Origin of the sequence: Ensifer sp. Root954 (assembly GCF_001429005.1) — a bacterium.
GTDB lineage: Bacteria > Pseudomonadota > Alphaproteobacteria > Rhizobiales > Rhizobiaceae > Ensifer > Ensifer adhaerens.
This window is the reverse complement of record NZ_LMJM01000018.1, coordinates 26,007-43,964: the sequence shown is the minus strand read 5'-3', so window position 1 is coordinate 43,964 and position 17,958 is coordinate 26,007. Positions and strand designations below refer to the sequence as shown.

Sequence of the window (17,958 nt, the reverse complement as noted above, 5' to 3'; positions counted from 1 at the left end):
AGCCGGCATGGTGATGGTCAACCTGCCGACGGCGGGCGTCGATTTCCACGTGCCCTTCGGCGGGCGCAAGGGCTCGTCCCACGGCTCACGCGAGCAGGGGCGCTACGCCGCCGAGTTTTACACCACCGTCAAGACGGCCTACACGCTCGCTTAAATGTGAGACAAGCCCCGGCGTCCAACATCCATCTCGGTGTTGGGCGGCGGGGCTGTTTCGATTTACAGATCAGGTCCGCAAGGATAATTGCCGAGGCCGCCAGCTCAGGAGGTCGCGATTTTCTCTCAGAGAACCGGATAGAGGCCTCGCGAAGACACCACGTACTGGATCGCCCCAAGCAGGATCGCGACCACAACGATCACACCGATACGCAACGTTCTTTCAAGGAAAGTTTCCTGGCCCTGCATCGTCAAACCTCGTTCTGAAACAGGTGTATCGACAATCGGCAAGGTCAGAGTATCAGGCGCGCGAGCGCGAGCACAGACCGCAATGACAAGTCGCAGAACGGGAACGACCTTTAAAAACCCGTCCGCCGCTTCAGATCAGAGACGGACGGGGGCCCCGGTGAGAAGAAGCGGCCTAGAAAGCAGCTCGCCTGTCGTATCTCGCGAGACGGGCAAGCAGATAATCCACTTCCGCCCGCGCTGTCGGGGTCAGCATCTGGGCTGGCTTGCGTTGCGCGTCGGTGGCGATAACGCCGCGACGCTTCAGAACGTGCTTGCGAATGGCAAGGCCAATCCCGAGCTGCTGCTCGTAACGGATCAACGGCAGGTGCGCGTCGAATAGATCGTGCGCTTCATCCCTTTTCCCGGCCGCAGAAAGCTCCATCAGTTCGGTAAGCATGTCCGGAAAACCGTAGCCGGTCATGGCACCATCGGCACCGCGCTCCGGCTCAAAGTCGAGGAAGAGGCCGCCATTGCCGCACAGGATGGAAAATTCGCGAAGTTCGCCCGCCTTCTGCATGGCGCGCAACTTTGATATTTTCTCAAGACCGGGCCAGTCCTCGTGCTTCAGCATCAGGCAGGACGAATGGTTGGTGATGATCTTCGCGATGACGCCAGGCGCCATGACAACCGTGAGGGTCAGCGGATAGTCCTGCAAAACCCACGGCACATCTTGGCCGACCGCTTCCACCGCACCTGCGAAATAGTTGACGATCTGATCATCCGTGCGCAGCGCAGGTGGCGGAGCGATCATGACGCCGGCGGCACCCATCTCCATCGAGTCACGCGCCAGCGAGCGCATGCTGGCAAAACCTGGAGCGGATACACCGACGATGACAGGAATCTTCGACCGGGAGACCACCCGCTTGACGATGGCTCTGCTTTCCTCCGGTTCGAGCTTCGGGGCCTCGCCCATGATCCCAAGGATCGTGACGCCGGTGCAACCGCTCTCCTCATAAAAGTCTGTCAACTTGTCGATCGAATTGAAATCGATCGAGCCGTCCTCGAAGAACGGTGTCGTCGCGATGGCGTAGACGCCCTTGGATTGCGTGCTGAACGTCATTTCTGGCTTTCCTTCCACGCCTCGTACCGGGCCTTCGTTTCAGCGTTCATCGGGTAAAGACCGGGAAGCGGCACGCCCCGATCCACTTCAGTCATGATCCAGGCTTCCATACGCTCCTGCTCGGGTGCCTCAGCGAGCACCTCTTCGAGAAGCGCGGCCGGGATCAGGACTGCGCCGTCGTCGTCGACGACGACAATATCATCAGGCAGAACGGCGACGCCGCCGCAATTGATTGGCTCCTGCCATCCAACGAAGGTCAAGCCTGCGACTGAAGGCGGTGCCGCAACACCATTGCACCACACCTTCATGCCGCTCGCCAGCACCCCCTCGGCGTCCCGCATCACGCCGTCGGTAACGAGGCCGGCAACTTTGCGTTTCGCCATGCGGGCACACAGGATGTCGCCGAAGATGCCGGCATCACTGACGCCCACTGCATCGGCGACGGCGATGCAGCCCTCTGGCATCGCTTCGATCGCCGCCCGCGTGGAGATTGGCGACGCCCAGCTCGCAGGCGTGGCGAGGTCTTCCCGGGCAGGAATGAAGCGCAGCGTAAAGGCCTTGCCGACAACCCGTCCCTGGCCGGGCTTCAGTGGTTTCGTGCCGCGCAGCCAGATGTTGCGAAGCCCTTTTTTGAGGAGAACCGTAGTGAGCGTCGCGGTGGAGACGCTCTTCAGAGTTTCAACGACGTGAGGCTCAAGTGTCATTAGAAACCTCGCACATCAGATGCTGTTGATCAGCCCGCCATCGACACGGATGACTGAGCCGGTGATATAGGATGCGCGGGGGCTCGCAAGGAAGCTGACGGTGTCGCCATATTCCTTCGGATCGCCGTAGCGGCCGACCGGGATCGACCCGGTGCTTTCAGCCGTGACATCGGCGACGGGGCGCTTCTCGCGCTTGGCCTTCTGTTCGTCCAGAAAGACGATCCGCCCGGTGGCAATACGCCCCGGCAGTACGATGTTTGCGGTGATACCGTCGCGACCAACCTCACGCGCCAGGGTCTTCGACCAGCCGACCAAGGCCAGGCGCAGGCTGTTCGATATCCCGAGATTTGCAATCGGCGCGACGACGCCGGAGGACGTCGAGGTAATGATGCGTCCCCATTTGCGCTCGCGCATACCCGGAAGCACCGCATCGGTGACCGCGATCACCGAGCGAACCATGAGGTCGAAATATTTCGACCAATCGTCGGGCGACTGTCCGGCGGCGGGCGTTGGCGGCGGCCCCCCGGTGTTGTTGACAAGGATGTCGACCGGTCCGAACGCAGCTTTTCTGGCATCGAGCTTCTGACCGATCAGGGAAAGGTCGCCGATGTCCCAAACGAGCGGAATGGCCTTGCCGCCTGCGCCGCTGATTGCCTCTGCCGTCGCCGTGGCGCTTTCCTCGTGGATGTCGGCGACAACGACGGAAACGCCTTCGGCCGCGAGCGACCTGGCGATCGCGCCGCCAAGCCCACCACCGGCGCCGAATACGAGCGCCGTCTTGCTGTTCAACTGAAGATCCAACTCTTCCTCCTGTTGTTTGACGGCACTATGCCAAGGCGGAAACGGAAGAAAAACCTTCCTTTTTATCCCTTCAGACGATAGTAAAACTAAGGATGGAAACGCGCTTTCTCGAAACCTTTCTGGCGGTGGTCCAGCATGGCTCGCTCGCCGAGGCGTCACGCCGCATGGGCGTCACGCCAGCGGCGGTCGCGCAACGGATCCAGGCGTTGGAAGACGAGATCGGACTGCCTCTTCTTGCGCGATCAGGCCGGCGGGTGAAGCCAACCGAAGCGGGCGTCGCAATCCTGGAAAAGAGCCGGCGCGTTCTGGCCGAAGTCAGGCAGCTGAAAGGCTTGGCGCGCGACGACCAGGCATTCGGAGAACTCCGTCTGGGCGCCATCTCGACGGTTCTGACCGGCCTGCTTCCGAACGCCTTGCGGAGGGTTTTCGACAGGACGCCGGGCGTCGACATCTTCCTGCTGCCGGGCACGTCGGCCGAACTCTATAACAGTGTCGCTGAAGAGAAGATCGACGCGGCAATCCTTGTCAAACCGCCCTTCCCCATTCCAAAGACGCTCAACTGGGACCTCATCCGGTCGGAACGGTTCGTACTCCTGGCCCCCCCGGACCTTTCAGAGACCCCCGTCGATCGCCTGCTTCGCGAGCAACCGTTCATTCGATACGACAGAAGCAACTGGGGTGGCCGACTGGCCGATACCTACCTTCAAACCCAGCGAATTCTCCCTCGAGAGTGGCTGGAGCTTGATTCACTTGAAGCCATATCGATGATGGTTGAGGCTGGACTTGGCGTGTCGCTGATGCCCGACTGGCGCTCGCCGCTCTTCGACAAGCTGCGCGTCGCCCGGCTACCGCTGCCGAACGCGCCGAGCCGTGAGATCGGTTTGCTCAGGCCACGCAACGCACCGTCAGGCCGACTGATACAGACCATCCTCGACGCCATCCGATCATAGAAAACGAGGGGCACGTCGGCGGTCGAGTTCTAGGAGATTTGCTCTACGCAGCGGCCTGCCGCCGGAACCGAGGCCGGCGATCCGGCAACGCGAGCACAGATTATTCGCCAACTCCGAAATAACATTTCTGTCCGTGACGGATTATCGGACCGGGCTGCACGGCACTATCGTCACTCTTGGTCGATCCGGGCTCCTAGATGAGTATGTACCTCGATCGGCCCACGGCATTTCAAACCCGTTCACACCGCACCAACCCGCAGAACCACCCCCGAGATCGTTCGCACCAGCGCCCGACGAAAGGAACCGTCATGACCACAGAAAAGGTAATCTCCATCGCGATTTTGAAGGCCAAACCGCACCAACGCGAGGCCCTCCGGCAAGGCCTGCTTGGTCTCATCGCTCCAACGCGGGCAGAACCCGGCAACCTCGACTATGTCTTGTTCGAGCTGCGGGATGAGCCCGGTACCTTCTACATGCGCGAAGCTTTCGCCGACCAGCTTGCGCTCGACGCGCACTTCGCGACACCCCATTTTCAAGCCTTCGCGACCGAAATCGATACCCTCCTTGAAGAACCTCTGCGCCTGATTTTCCTGGATCAGGTCTCCCCGTGAGCCGCGGTGACGATCTCGAACTTGCGGGCGGTATCGCCGGAGCAACTGGTTAGGAGGCGAAATTGCGCTTGTAGGTCGACGCGATCAACGCTGCAGCGCGTTCGAATGCCTTGTCCTCGTCGCGTTCTTCGATCGCGACGAGGATCGCCTCATGCTGGGCCAGGGATTGGCCGAAACCGCCTGTAGCCGCCATCGTCTTCGGGATGCTGATGGAGAGCGCTGCCCGAATGACGGAAGCAACCGGCAAGAGGAAGCGGTTGTGGGCGGATTGAAAGATGTTGAGGTGAAAGGCGATATCAGCCTCGATCGCGTCTTCGACACGAGCGTCGCCTTCCGCCATTCGTGCGAAAGCGGCCCGAATCTCTGCATGCTCGGCCGCAGATCCGCGTCTGGCGGCAAGGCGTGCAGCAAGCGGTTCGATCGACAGGCGGAGCTCGAACAGTTCTTCGGCAAGCGTTGCCTGATCCTCCGCGTCACTTTGCCACGAAAGCACGACGGGATCGAGGGTGTTCCAGTGTTCGGCCGCCCGCACGCGTGTCCCGAGCCGGGGCTTTGCCTCAATGAAGCCCTTGGTCGACAGGATCTTCAGCGCTTCGCGCAACGTCGTGCGGCTGACGCCGAGCGTCGCCAGCATGTCGGCTTCCTTCGGCAGGGTATCGCCAACCTTCAGCTCGCCGAGCGTGATGCGGCGGCCAATATCGCCTGCGATGCGAGCAGGCAGGCCGCGATCCTCCCGAGCGATTGCCTTCATGCCCACTCTCTCCATTGCATCTCCGCCCCGTTCATAGCCGGTCGCCCCGATCAGGAAAAGCCACCCATCGCGGCCGCGTAGCGGCGGGTCATCTCGATGCCAATCGCGGTCGGTCGCATGGCCGGCGCACGGTCGTGGATGGTTATGCCCGCCCGTTCGCCGAAAAGGCGCTTCCCGTAATAAAGCAGCGTCTCGATGCCCTGCATGGTGAAGACCACGCCGGGCAGCATCTGCCGATAAGCCTCTTGCGCGTGCTCGTCCCAACCGTCTGAAAAGAACTCGTAGGCGCGCACGGCATAGTCGATCGAATCTGGCGCAAGGATCAGGCCGTGGCAACCGATGCGCAGGTTCTCGAGCAGCTCAAGGCCCGCACGACCGTTAAATACCGGCAGCCGGCCCTCGGTAACCTCGATGAGATGGGCGATGTCGACGACAGGCCCCTCGCCCTTCACCAGCCGAATGTTGGGGTGTTGGCGCACCAGCTCGCGGATATCGGCGGCCGTCAGCCCTCGTCCCATCAGGGCCGGGGCGTTCTGAATGGCAAGCGGCAGCTCGGTCTGATCGGCGACACGGCCGAAGAAGCGGATGTACTCGGCGGCCGAGAACTGGCCGACCATCGGCGGCTGGAGGATCAGCCAGTCGGCGCCGGCCCGTGCCGCATGGCGCGCCTGGCGCACCTGTTCCTCGACCGACGCGCCAAAGATCGTCAGGGCGACCGGTACCTGCCCGGCCGTATCCTCGACCAGCCACTCCATGATTGCCATGCGCTCGGCCTCGTCGAGCTTGGAGGCCTCGGTCGCAAGGCCAAGCCCTGCCATGCCGTGCACGCCGCTTGCCAGGCAGATCTCCGTCTGGCGGCGCATGGCGGCGCGATCGAGCTTTTCGTCCTTGTCGAAAAGCGCGTAGAGGATGGCGTGGATGCCATGAAGGCTTTCGATGCGGAAGTCGTCCACCGTCGCCTCCTCAATGGCTTTCGCGCGGAACTGCGTGGCCGCGGCCGCCGACAAGAAAATCGAGATCCGCGCCGGTGTCGGCCTGCATCACGCGCTCGACATAGAGGCCCTGATAGCCACCGACCATTTCCGGGGGTGGCGCGGTCCAGGCGGTTTTTCGGCGCGCCAGTTCCTCGTCGCTCACGTCGAGGTGGAGGCGGCGGCCGGCAACGTCGAGCTCAATCCAGTCGCCATCCCTTACCAGGGCCAGCGGGCCGCCAACCGCAGCTTCGGGTGCCGTGTGCAGGACGACGGTGCCAAAGGCCGTCCCCGACATACGGGCATCCGAGATCCTCACCATGTCGCGCACGCCCTTTTCCAGGAGCTTCTGCGGGAGAGCCATGTTGCCGACCTCGGCCATGCCCGGATAGCCCTTCGGGCCGCAGTTCTTCAGCACCATGATCGAGGTCTCGTCGATGTTAAGATCCGGGTCATCGATCCGCGCCTTGTAGTGGTCGATGGTTTCGAACACGACAGCGCGGCCGCGGTGCTGCATCAGCGCCGGGGTCGCCGCGGAAGGCTTGATGATCGCGCCGTCAGGCGCAAGGTTGCCGCGCAGCACGGCGATGCCGCCACTCGACGTCAGGGCCCGATCGAGCGGCAGGATGACGTCGTCGTTGTAGTTCTCGACAGACTCGATGTTGGCGCCGACGCTTTGGCCGGTCACCGTCAGGGCACTGAGTTCCAGAAGCGCAGCAATCTCCTTCATGACGGCGGGCAGCCCGCCGGCATAGTGGAAATCCTCCATCAGATAGCGCCCCGAAGGCATGAGGTTGAGGATGGTCGGAATATCGCGGCCGAGCCGGTCCCAGTCGTCGAGAGAGAGCTTCGTGCCAATCCGCCCGGCGATTGCCAGGAGATGCACAACGGCGTTGGTGGAGCCGCCGATCGCACCGTTGACGCGGATGGCATTGGCTAAGGCGTCACGGGTCAGGATCTTCGACAGGCGCAGGTCCTCGGCAACCATTTCGACGATCCGCCGCCCGGTCAGCCGCGCCAGCCGGGCGCGGCCCGCATCAACCGCCGGACAGGCGGCATTGCCGGGCAGCGCAAGCCCGAGCGCTTCAACCATGGACGCCATGGTCGAGGCGGTGCCCATCGTCATGCAATGGCCTGGCGAGCGCGACATGGCGCTTTCGGCCGCCATGAAATCCTGTTGCGACATGACACCGGCACGCACGTCTTCGGAAAACTTCCAGACATCGGTGCCTGAGCCGATCGTGCGACCCTTGAAGCGGCCGTTCAACATCGGCCCGCCGGAGATGACAATCGAAGGAAGATCGCAGGAGGCGGCCCCCATCACCAGCGACGGCGTGGTCTTGTCGCAGCCCGCCATGAGCACGACGCCGTCGATAGGGTTGCCGCGGATCGCCTCCTCTACGTCCATCGAGGCAAGGTTGCGGAAGAGCATGGCAGTCGGCCGCAGATTGGACTCGCCGCAGGAAAACACCGGGAACTCCAGCGGCAGGCCACCGGCCTCGAGCACGCCTGCCTTGATGTGTTCGACCAGCGCGCGGAAATGCGCATTGCAGGGCGTCAGCTCCGAGAAAGTGTTGCAGATGCCGATCACCGGCCGCCCGTCGAAGACGTCGTCGGGCAACCCGTTGTTCTTCATCCAGCTGCGATGAATGAAGGCGTCCTTGTCCAGTCCGCCAAACCAATGCTGCGATCTTAATTTCCTGGACATGTGTCCTCCCCGATTACCTCGAGCGCTCGCGCTCTTTTCATTTCTCATATAATCGGAGTTATTGCAGGTCAAGCGATGACCGGCCTGACGTGAAGGCAAAGAAAAACCTCCGGCTGGTGAGGCCGGAGGTCGAAAAAAGTGGAGGGAAGCTGTCGAAGTGGCCCTTCAGGGATGGTGCAGCACGCTCATACCGCCATCGACCGTCAGGCAGGTGGCGTTCATGAACGGGCATTCGTCCGAGATCATGAAGAGTGCAGCCTTGGCGATTTCCTCCGGTGTTGCGATGCGGCCGCCGGGATGGAGCTTCATGGTATCGGCCTCGGCGGCGACCGGATCGGGGAAACTGTTCCAGTATTCCACGGCCTTCTGCGTGCGGACATAACCCGGCGCCAGCGCATTCACGCGCACGCCCTGCCCGGCATATTCGAGCCCCAGCGCCTTGGTCATGCCGAGAAGCGCATGTTTGGCGACCGGATAGGGGAAGGTGTGCGGGATGATGGTGAAGGCGTGGGTCGAGGCAATATTGAGGATGACGCCGCCGCCCGCCTCGATCATGCCCGGCAGCACAGCCTTGCTGCAATTCCACGCACCCTTGAGATTGATGTCGAAGCAGCGCTGCCAATCGGCATCCGAGAGTTTCAACGGCTCGAAGAAGACGTTGACGCCGGCATTGTTGACGAGCGCATTCGGCTGACCGATCTCACGGGCGGCGGCAACAACGACCTGCTCGATGGCATCGGCATCGGTGATATCGGCCGTGGCGTAGCCGACCTTCCCGCCCGACATACGCAGGCGCTCGGCTTCGCTCGCCAAGAGGTCGCCATCACGGTCGATGAGGAAGAGGCCCGCCCCCTCGCCAAGGAAGGCTTCAGCGATCGCGAGGCCGATGCCTTGCGCTGCGCCGGTGACAACGACGCGTTTTCCCTCAAGACGACCCGCCATACCCGCGCTCCCTACCACTCGGCTACGCTGCCATCGGCGTGGCGCCAAATCGGGTTGCGCCAGCGATGGCCCTCCTTTGCGCGCTCGATGACATATTGCTCATCCACCTCGATGCCGAGGCCAGGGCCTTGCGGGATAGACACGAAGCCGTCCGCGTAGTGGAACACCTCCTTGTTGGAGATGTAGTCGAGAATGTCGTTGGCCTCGTTGTAGTGGATGCCGAGGCTCTGTTCCTGAATGAAGGCGTTGTAGCTGACGGCATCGACCTGAAGGCAGGCGGCAAGCGCGATCGGTCCCAGCGGGCAATGCGGTGCCAGCGCCACGTCGTAGGCCTCCGCCATCGCAGCAATCTTGCGGCATTCGGTGATGCCGCCGGCATGCGACAGGTCCGGCTGGAGGATATCGACATAGCCGTCGGCCAGCACCGACTTGAAGTCCCAACGCGAATAGAGCCGCTCACCGAGCGCGATCGGCGTCGAGCAATGGTTGGCAATTTCCTTCAGCGCCTCGCGGTTTTCCGAAAGCACCGGTTCTTCGATAAACATCAGGTTGAAGGGCTGAAGTTCCTTCGCCAGGACCTTCGCCATCGGCCGGTGCACGCGACCGTGGAAATCGACGCCGATGCCGATATGCAGGCCGATCGCCTCGCGGATCGTCGCAATGGTTTCGACCGCCTTTTCCACCTTCTCCCAGGTGTCGACGATCTGCATCTCCTCGCAGCCATTGAGCTTGATGGCCTTGAAGCCGCGGGCGACGACGTCGCGGGCATTTTTGGCGACATCGGACGGACGGTCACCGCCGATCCAGGAATAGACCTTGATGCGGTCGCGCACCTGGCCGCCAAGCAGCGCATGCACCGGTTGGCCATAGGCCTTGCCCTTGATGTCCCAGAGCGCCTGGTCGATGCCAGCAATCGCCGACATGTGGACCGCACCGCCGCGGTAGAAGCCGCCGCGATACATCACCTGCCAGTGGTCCTCAATCAGCAGCGGATCCTTGCCGATCAGATAGTCCGCAAGCTCGTTGACGGCGGCTTCCACGGTCAGGGCGCGGCCTTCGACAACCGGCTCACCCCAGCCGACGATGCCCTCGTCGGTCTCGATCTTCAGAAACAGCCAGCGCGGCGGAACGATGTAGGTGGTGAGCTTGGTGATCTTCATGGTGCGATATCCGCTGGGTCAAACAAGGCGACGACGTCGGCCGCCGGGAAGGGGTTTCAGCGCGCCGACGGGGCGGGCCGGTGACGTTCTACGGCAAGCTTGAGGTCGCGGGCGGCAAGATCCAGCATGCGCGTGGAACAGTCGCGCGCCCTCGCCTTGTCGCGCAGACGCAGTGCCTCGACCAGTTCGCCATGGATATCGATTGCTTCGTCACGACGTTCGGCAACTTCATTGGAGGCATACAGCGAGAACTTCAGCGCCGCCTGGATGATGCCGACGAGTTGCAGGAAGACCTGGTTATGGCTGGCCTTGAGCAGGCAGGTATGAAAGGCGACGTCGGCATCGGTGAAGCCGACGACATCGCGCTCGCCGTCACGCATCGCCTGCCAGGCGCGCTCGAGGTCGGCAATTTCCTGGACGGTCGCGCGTTCGGCCGCAAACTCAGCGGCCGCCGGCTCGATCGCGCGGCGCGCCTCCAGAACGCAGTTCAAAAGATCGAATTCAAAGATGCGCTCGCCGATCCATTCGAGCACCTGGGAATCGAGGATGTTCCACTCGTCCTTGTTGCAGACGATCGTGCCCACCCGGGAACGGCCGCGGACCATGCCCTTCGATTCCAGCACCTTCAAGGTTTCGCGGATGACGGTCCGGCTGACGCCATAACGTTCGCAAAGGTCGTTTTCGCGCGGCAGGAAGGAGCCGACCGGAAAGACGTCGGCGCAGATGTCCGAGGCGATGGCGCGCGTCACATTCTTTTGAACGCGAGGGCGACGCTGGCCGCGCTCCTGCGCGCCGTTGCTGTAGTCCTGCTCTTCCACCGCCATTTTCCTCCCGCTCCCGTCTCCCTGTCGCTCCATAGCGCAGACGCTTGGAGGCGACAACGCAACGAAGCACACTATCGTTATACATCACTATCTCATTCATCATACAAAGGCAATTGACGAATATGATGATTCATCATACACAAATGCTCACTGCAGGAGGCAGTTCACCAGGGAGAGACATCATGCGCTTTATCAAGGCAGCCATTCTGGCTGGTACCGTCGCCGTGTTTGCGGCAACCTCGGCGTTCGCTGCCGACGTCAAAATCGGCTTCATCGTCAAGCAGCCGGAAGAGCCGTGGTTCCAGGACGAATGGAAGTTCGCCGACGTCGCCGCTAAGGAAAAGGGCTTCACGCTGGTCAAGATCGGTGCGGAAGACGGCGAGAAGGTTCAGTCGGCAATCGACAATCTCGGCGCCCAGGGCGCGCAGGGCTTCATCGTCTGCACCCCTGACGTCAAGCTCGGCCCCGGCATCGTCGCGAAAGCGGCCGCCAACGACCTCAAGTTGATGACGGTCGACGACCGTTTGGTCAACGCCGACGGCAGCCCGATCGAAGACGTGCCCCACATGGGCATTTCGGCGACGAAAATCGGCGAAGCTGTTGGTCAAGCCCTGGTCGACGAAATCAAGAAGCGTGGCTGGGACATGAAGGACGTCGGCGCGATCCGCGTTTCCTACGACCAGCTCCCGACGGCGGTCGACCGCGTTGAGGGCGCGCTTTCGGTTCTCAAGGCCAACGGCTTCCCGGAAGCCAACATCTTCGACGCGCCGCAGGCCAAGACCGATACGGAGGCAGCACTTAACGCCTCGACGATCGTGCTCAATAAGAACGCCGGCATCAAGAAGTGGGTTGCGATCGGCCTCAATGACGAAGCGGTACTCGGCGCCGTGCGCGCAACCGAGACGGTCGGCATTGCTCCCGACAGCATGATCGGCGTCGGCATTGGCGGCGCGGACTCGGCGATCAACGAGTTCAAGAAGCCTGCGGCGACCGGCTTCTTCGGCACCGTCATCATCTCGCCGAAGCGCCACGGCTACGAGACCGCACTCAACATGTATGAGTGGATCGCCAACGGCAAGGAACCGGAAAAGCTGACCCTGACCGCCGGCCAGCTTGCGCTGCGCGACAACTACGAGGCCGTACGCAAGGATCTCGGCATCGAGTAATCGCTGCTTGCGACACGAGATCACGATTGTTTGGGTCGGACCGACCCAAACAATCAACGTGATCGATTCTGGTAGTTTAGAGCGGGATGCGGGCGGAAAACCGCGCACACTTTCCGCATCCCGCTCTATCGGCCCGGCGGCTCGGCTGCCTGGCGTTCCGTATCGGAGCCGCATATGCAAGACTTCCTTGAATTCCAATCGATCTCCAAGGGCTATCCCGGCGTCCAGGCGCTGTCGGATGTCTCGTTTTCTGTGCGCAAGGGCGCCGTCCATGGCCTCATGGGCGAGAACGGCGCGGGCAAGTCGACGCTTATCCGCCTGCTCTCGGGCGACCAGTCCGCCGATAACGGCGAGATCCGTATTGAAGGCGAAGCACAAGGCTATCGCTCCGTGCGCGATGCGTTTCGCGCCGGTGTTATCGTCATCCACCAGGAACTGCAGCTCGTTCCGGAACTGACGGTCGCCGAAAACCTCTGGCTCGGCCACTTCCCCGGCAAGGGCGGGGTCATCGATCGACGCCAGTTGCTTCGCGTCGTCGGCGAGAAGCTTGCGGAAATCGGCATTGACGTCGATCCGTCCGCCAAGATCGCCTCGCTCTCGATCGGCGAGCGCCAGATGGTCGAGATCGCCAAGGCCGTCATGCTTGATGCGCGCGTCATCGCGCTCGACGAGCCGACCTCGTCGCTGTCGTCCCGCGAAAGCGAAATCCTCTTTGCCCTGATCGAACGCTTGCGCTCGAATGGCACCGTGATCCTCTATGTCTCCCACCGGCTCGACGAGATCTTCCGGCTTTGCGACAGCCTGACTGTGCTGCGCGACGGCAAGCTTGCCGCCCATCATCCTGACATTTCCAAGGTCACGCGCGACCAAATCATCGCCGAGATGGTCGGACGCGAGATCTCAAACATCTGGGGCTGGCGGGGCCGCGATCTCGGCGCGGAACGTCTGCGCGTCGACGCGATCTGCGGTCCGAAGCTGAAGACACCCTTGAGCTTCTCGGTCCGGCGCGGCGAGATCCTTGGCTTTTTCGGCCTGATCGGCGCTGGCCGCAGCGAGATGACCCGGCTGGTCTATGGCGCAGACAGACGCCACCAGGGAACCGTGACGATCGACGGCGCGATCGTGCCGGCCGACAACCCGCCACAATCGATCCGCGCCGGCATGGTCCTGTGCCCAGAGGACCGCAAGTTCGACGGCATCGTTCAGGGGCGCAACATCGAAGAAAACATGGCGATTTCGTCGCGCCGGCACTTTTCGCCCTTCGGCATCCTCAACCGCAAGAAGGAAGCGGAACTGGCGGACCGCTTCATCGCCAAACTTCGGGTGCGCACGCCGTCCCGCAAGCAGGACATCATCAATCTCTCCGGCGGCAACCAGCAGAAGGTCATCCTTGGCCGCTGGCTCTCCGAACAGGGCGTGAAGGTGCTGATCATCGATGAGCCGACGCGCGGCATCGATGTCGGCGCCAAGTCGGAGATCTACGAAATCCTCTACGAACTCGCCGGTCAGGGCATGGCGATCGTCGTCATCTCCAGCGAATTGCCCGAGGTGATGGGCATTACCGACCGTATCCTCGTCATGTGCCAGGGCCGGATCGCCGCCGATTTCGCGCGCACCGATTTCGACGAACGACGCATCCTCGCCGCCGCCCTTCCCGATGTTCCAACCGAGCAGGTTCAGCCGTCATGACTTCCTTGAAAAAACTTCTTCTCGGCGAACAGGGTCTGGTCGTCATCTTGGCCGTCGCCTTCGCCATCGTGGCGCTGACGGTTCCGAACTTCTTGACCGAGCGCAACATGCTCGGCCTGCTGCAGTCGGTCGTCACCATCGGCATCGTCGCCTGCACGATGATGTTCTGCCTGGCCTCGCGTGACTTCGACCTCTCGGTCGGCTCGACCGTCGCCTTCTCGGGCATGGCCGCCGTCATGGCATCGAACGCCTCGGGTTCGATCCTCGTCGGCCTGATTGCGGCACTCCTGTGCGGCGGCTTCGTCGGCCTCGTCAACGGCGTGGTGATTGCGCATTTCCGCATCAACGCGCTGATCACGACGCTTGCTACAATGCAGATCGTGCGCGGTTTCGCGCTGATTGCGTCTGACGGTCGCGCCGTCGGCATCAACGACCCGAGCTTCTATCAGTTGGCACTGTCGAAGTTCCTGGGCATCCCTACGCCAATCTGGGTGATGGGTTGCTTCTTCCTCGTCTTCGGTTTCGTGCTGAACCGCACTGTCTTCGGCAAGAACACGCTCGCGATCGGCGGCAACCCGGAAGCCTCACGCCTCGCCGGCGTCAATGTCTCCAACATGCGCATATGGATCTTCGCACTGCAGGGCCTCGTCTGCGCTGTTGCCGGCGTGCTGCTCGCCTCGCGCATCACGTCAGGCCAGCCGAATGCGGCAACCGGTCTCGAACTCTCGGTCATTTCGGCCTGTGTGCTCGGCGGCGTCTCGCTTGCCGGCGGCAGGGCGGCGATGACCGGCGTGATCGTCGGTGTTCTCATCATGGGCATTGCCGAAAACGTCATGAACCTGCTCAACATCCAGGCCTTCTACCAGTATGTCGTGCGCGGCCTGATCCTTCTGCTCGCAGTGCTGCTCGACAATCTGCGTTCGGCCGCCGCCGGTCGTCGCAGTTAGGGCATGACGGAAGACATCGTCCTCCTCGAAAACGAAGAAGGGCTCACTGTCGAGGTGAGCCCGCTTGGCGGCGCGATCCTGTCGGCCCGCTGGCGCGGTATTCCTTTACTGGCGCCGACGTCGGCACCGGGGCTTGCCTCGCAAGTGTTCGGCGCCGAGGCCTGCTTTCCGCTGGTGCCCTTTGGCAACCGCATTGAGGCCAATGGCTTCCAATTCGACGGTCGCGACTACAGGCTGGAAAGAAACACCACCGATCCGCTCGTTTTGCACGGAGACGGCTGGCTTGGACGCTGGTCAATCCTGCAGCGCGACCGGCAATCGCTCGCCCTTCGCTTGGACCAGGAGGCAAGCGTTGCCACACCCTTTGCCTATGAAGCGATAGAGACGATCGCCATCGACGGACCGCGCCTGATCCTCTCGCTCTCCATCACCAACCGCGCCGACCAGGCCCTGCCCTACGGACTGGGCTTCCATCCATACTTTCCGCGCACGCCTGAAACGCGCCTCATCGTCCGTTCCGACCGATACTGGAGCGAACGGGAAGGTCATCTGCCAGACCGCCCCGGCCCCATCCCCCAGAACATGAACTTTGCATCCGGTTCCCCCTTGCCCCCGAACTGGCTGAACAATGCCTTCGACGGCTGGGATGGACGAGCCCGCATCGAATGGCCGGAAACGGGGCTTGCCGCTTCGCTCGAGGCCGATGGGCATTTTCGGTTCTTCGTTCTCTACTCGCCGTCGGCGACAAGCAGCTTCTTTTGCTTCGAGCCGATGAGCCATCGGCCGAACGCGCACCGCGATCAACGCGACGGCGGCCTCGTCCGCCTGCAGCCTCTCCAGACTGTGACCGGAACGATCGCGCTCAGCGTCGAGGAACTGGCGAGCGGGTAACAGTTCGCAAAGAGCGGTTTCGCATCCAGCAATCGTTTACAAGTAACCCTGGGTGAAATTGCCTTAAGCGAAAATTATTGGTTGCTACCGCGGGGTCCTCGCGCCTGTGCGAACAGCCGGTGCCAGCGCGCCACAGGCGGGATAGCTGCGATCGACCGCCCGGTCGCGGGTCTCCGGTAGAGATTGTGCAGGCATTGGGGACGAAGGCGAAAAGATCAAAGACTTCGCAAGATTGCTTATACCAATGATTCCGTGGAACTTTTTTGAGCAGGCTCCGTTTAGAAGCCGCCACGACCGCCCCGGTCGGTGGCGAGACTGAACAGGAGATATGCATGAATTATTTGACCACCGCCGCGCTTTCCCTTGCCCTCGTTTCCAGCGCCGCCTTCGCGCAAGAACCCGCAGCAAACGGCGCAGATGCGATGCTGGTCGGCCCCGGCATCACGATGGGTACCGCCGCAACGATGCCGCTGAAATATGTGGAAATCAAAGACACCGATATCGTCAATTCGCAGCTCATCGGCGTCGATATCTATAACAAGCAGAACGAGACGATCGGCGAGATTTCCGACGTTGTCATCGGCGACGGCAAGTCCGTCATCGGTATCGTCGCAAGCGTCGGCGGTTTCCTCGGCCTGGGCGAGAGCTATGTCGTCATCGACCCGGCGTCAATTGCGCTTGCCAACGACAACGGCACTTGGAAGGCCTATGTCGACACCAACAAGGATGACCTCTCCAAGGCACCAAAATTCGATTACGGCAAGCTGAAGAAATAGTGACCGGCCCTGCCGCGCGCGTTCGCTTCTCCGGCGAACGCGTTTTCGTCTTCGGGCGCCTGCACATCCGCCACCGAATAACCGCATTCAGAATGCGCGAAAGCATTCCATTTTCTGCGACAAATAACGCCAGGGCTTAGTTTTCTATTCTCACAATGTGGACATTTCTGCACGAGTGTGCCAAAAGACTATCGGATGCGACATGATGTCGTATTTGCGCAGGCCTTTCTGGTCGTGCGCTTTTCCGTTTCGCTGATCGTTTCATCAGCCTTTCAAACACAAAGGAGAGTGCCCCGCTTCCGGAGCCGGGCCCAGAACATATGGCATTTCAAACTGAGAGCGACCGCTCGGCCGACGAGCAACCGGTCAAGATCAGTATCAAGAACGTTTTCAAGGTTTTTGGCGAGCGGCCGGACGAGGCGCTGAGCCTTCTTAAAGCCGGCAGCACGAAGGCGCAGATCCACGCCGAGACGGGTTGCACCATCGGCGTCAACAACGCGACCTTCGACATTCGGGCCGGCGAGATCTTCGTGATCATGGGGCTTTCGGGTTCCGGCAAGTCGACGATGCTGCGCCTCCTCAACCGCCTGATCGAACCGACCTCCGGTTCTATCGAGATCGATGGCAAAGACGTAGCACGCTTGCCGCGCAGCGAACTGATCGCCTTGCGCCGCCGCGACATAAGCATGGTCTTTCAGTCCTTCGCGCTGCTGCCGAACCGCAGCGTTATCGACAACGCGGCTTTTGGCCTCGAGGTCGCTGGCGTCGGCGAGGCCGAGCGCAAGGCCCGCGCCCGGACGGCTCTGCACGCTGTCGGGCTGGAAGGATACGACGACAGCCGTCCCGACCAGCTCTCCGGCGGCATGAAGCAGCGCGTCGGCCTTGCGCGAGCGCTCGCCGCCGAGCCCTCCGTGCTCCTCATGGACGAAGCCTTCTCTGCCCTTGATCCGCTGATCCGCACCGAGATGCAGGACGAACTTGTCCGCCTTCAGGCCGAACACAGTCGGACCATCGTCTTCGTCAGCCATGATCTCGACGAAGCCATGCGGATCGGCGACCGCATCTGCATCATGCAAAATGGTGAGGTCGTGCAGGTGGGCACCCCGGACGAAATCGTATTGAAGCCCGCCAACGACTATGTGCGGTCGTTCTTCCGCAATGTCGATGTCTCTCAGGTCTTCCGCGCCGGCGACGTGGCCCGCAAGACGCAGGTAACGATCATCGAGCGACAGGGTGTTTCGGCCGCAGCTGCACTTGAGCGCATGGAACACTACGATCGCGAGGTCGCCATCATTCTCGGCCGCGACAAGACCTATCACGGCATGATCAGCCGGTCTTCGTTGATCGCAACCGCCCGCGACGGCGCCGCCGACCCCTATCGGCGCGCCTTCCTGCCGGATATCGAGCCGATCCCGGCGTCGGAAAGCTTGTCCAACGTGCTTGGGAAGGTGGCTGCAAGCGCGTTCCCAATGCCTGTCATCGACGAAGCCAACCGCTACCTCGGCTCGATCAGCAAATCCGCGCTACTCGAAACGCTCGATCGCACCGCCTGATCCAGTCCTTCGG

General features: G+C 61.9%; 18 protein-coding genes. 9 read left to right on the top strand and 9 right to left on the bottom strand.

Annotated features, from left to right (window positions below; all coding sequences use genetic code 11):
* Positions 1–154 (top strand): aldehyde dehydrogenase family protein (locus ASE71_RS35045; RefSeq protein ID WP_156411753.1); only part of this gene is annotated, 154 nt, incomplete at its 5' end.
* Between the two features lie 420 nt (positions 155–574).
* Here the strand turns inward: ASE71_RS35045 and ASE71_RS10645 are convergent.
* From ASE71_RS10645 to ASE71_RS10635, 3 genes are read right to left on the bottom strand one after another with little or no spacing between them, the layout of a single operon-like run.
* On the bottom strand, positions 575–1,501 hold the full coding sequence (locus ASE71_RS10645; protein WP_060520876.1) for a dihydrodipicolinate synthase family protein: 927 nt from the start codon (positions 1,499–1,501) through the stop codon (positions 575–577).
* Complete coding sequence (locus ASE71_RS10640) at positions 1,498–2,205, bottom strand: ribonuclease activity regulator RraA (RefSeq protein WP_060520875.1); 708 nt, start codon at positions 2,203–2,205, stop codon at positions 1,498–1,500. The genes ASE71_RS10645 and ASE71_RS10640 overlap by 4 nt, the downstream gene beginning before the upstream one ends.
* Positions 2,206–2,220: 15 nt before the next feature.
* The gene (locus ASE71_RS10635; protein WP_060520874.1) at positions 2,221–3,006 is read right to left on the bottom strand and encodes an SDR family oxidoreductase; all 786 of its coding nucleotides are present in this window, start codon (positions 3,004–3,006) and stop codon (positions 2,221–2,223) included.
* A gap of 92 nt (positions 3,007–3,098) precedes the next feature.
* On the opposite strand from ASE71_RS10635, the gene ASE71_RS10630 reads away from it, so the two are divergent.
* Both ASE71_RS10630 and ASE71_RS10625 read left to right on the top strand, forming a co-directional pair.
* Complete coding sequence (locus ASE71_RS10630; RefSeq protein ID WP_060520873.1) at positions 3,099–3,956, top strand: LysR family transcriptional regulator; 858 nt, start codon at positions 3,099–3,101, stop codon at positions 3,954–3,956.
* A gap of 308 nt (positions 3,957–4,264) precedes the next feature.
* Positions 4,265–4,567, top strand: coding sequence for a putative quinol monooxygenase (locus ASE71_RS10625; RefSeq protein ID WP_060520872.1), 303 nt, complete (start codon positions 4,265–4,267; stop codon positions 4,565–4,567).
* Positions 4,568–4,616: 49 nt separating this feature from the next.
* On the opposite strand, the gene ASE71_RS10620 is transcribed toward ASE71_RS10625, so the two are convergent.
* The 6 genes from ASE71_RS10620 to ASE71_RS10595 form a co-directional block, all read right to left on the bottom strand.
* On the bottom strand, positions 4,617–5,318 hold the full coding sequence (locus ASE71_RS10620) for a FadR/GntR family transcriptional regulator (protein WP_060520871.1): 702 nt from the start codon (positions 5,316–5,318) through the stop codon (positions 4,617–4,619).
* Between the two features lie 50 nt (positions 5,319–5,368).
* Positions 5,369–6,271, bottom strand: a complete 903-nt coding sequence (locus ASE71_RS10615) for a dihydrodipicolinate synthase family protein (RefSeq protein WP_060520882.1) — start codon at positions 6,269–6,271, stop codon at positions 5,369–5,371.
* Between the two features lie 10 nt (positions 6,272–6,281).
* On the bottom strand, positions 6,282–7,997 hold the full coding sequence (gene araD, locus ASE71_RS10610; protein WP_060520870.1) for an L-arabinonate dehydratase: 1,716 nt from the start codon (positions 7,995–7,997) through the stop codon (positions 6,282–6,284).
* Positions 7,998–8,162: 165 nt separating this feature from the next.
* Complete coding sequence (locus ASE71_RS10605) at positions 8,163–8,939, bottom strand: SDR family oxidoreductase (RefSeq protein ID WP_060520869.1); 777 nt, start codon at positions 8,937–8,939, stop codon at positions 8,163–8,165.
* Between the two features lie 11 nt (positions 8,940–8,950).
* The gene (gene dgoD, locus ASE71_RS10600; protein WP_060520868.1) at positions 8,951–10,099 is read right to left on the bottom strand and encodes a galactonate dehydratase; all 1,149 of its coding nucleotides are present in this window, start codon (positions 10,097–10,099) and stop codon (positions 8,951–8,953) included.
* 56 nt (positions 10,100–10,155) lie between these two features.
* The gene (locus ASE71_RS10595; protein ID WP_090301412.1) at positions 10,156–10,923 is read right to left on the bottom strand and encodes a FadR/GntR family transcriptional regulator; all 768 of its coding nucleotides are present in this window, start codon (positions 10,921–10,923) and stop codon (positions 10,156–10,158) included.
* Between the two features lie 182 nt (positions 10,924–11,105).
* Between ASE71_RS10595 and ASE71_RS10590 the strand changes: the two genes are divergently transcribed.
* The 6 genes from ASE71_RS10590 (at position 11,106) to proV (ending at position 17,945) form a co-directional block, all read left to right on the top strand.
* Positions 11,106–12,089: an arabinose ABC transporter substrate-binding protein gene (locus ASE71_RS10590; RefSeq protein WP_029742701.1), complete on the top strand. Its 984-nt coding sequence runs from the start codon at positions 11,106–11,108 to the stop codon at positions 12,087–12,089.
* Between the two features lie 174 nt (positions 12,090–12,263).
* Positions 12,264–13,778, top strand: a complete 1,515-nt coding sequence (gene araG / locus ASE71_RS10585) for an L-arabinose ABC transporter ATP-binding protein AraG (protein WP_060520867.1) — start codon at positions 12,264–12,266, stop codon at positions 13,776–13,778.
* Positions 13,775–14,725 (top strand): L-arabinose ABC transporter permease AraH, encoded by a 951-nt coding sequence (gene araH / locus ASE71_RS10580; RefSeq protein WP_060520866.1) that lies wholly within the window; start codon positions 13,775–13,777, stop codon positions 14,723–14,725. Before araG ends, araH begins: the two co-directional genes overlap by 4 nt.
* Positions 14,726–14,728: 3 nt before the next feature.
* Complete coding sequence (locus ASE71_RS10575; protein WP_060520865.1) at positions 14,729–15,616, top strand: aldose 1-epimerase; 888 nt, start codon at positions 14,729–14,731, stop codon at positions 15,614–15,616.
* A gap of 332 nt (positions 15,617–15,948) precedes the next feature.
* Positions 15,949–16,392, top strand: coding sequence for a PRC-barrel domain-containing protein (locus tag ASE71_RS10570; protein WP_244496952.1), 444 nt, complete (start codon positions 15,949–15,951; stop codon positions 16,390–16,392).
* A gap of 320 nt (positions 16,393–16,712) precedes the next feature.
* A complete protein-coding gene (proV, locus tag ASE71_RS10565; protein WP_060520864.1) occupies positions 16,713–17,945 on the top strand; it encodes a glycine betaine/L-proline ABC transporter ATP-binding protein ProV in 1,233 nt (410 codons plus the stop codon).
* The last annotated feature ends 13 nt before the right edge of the window (positions 17,946–17,958 follow it).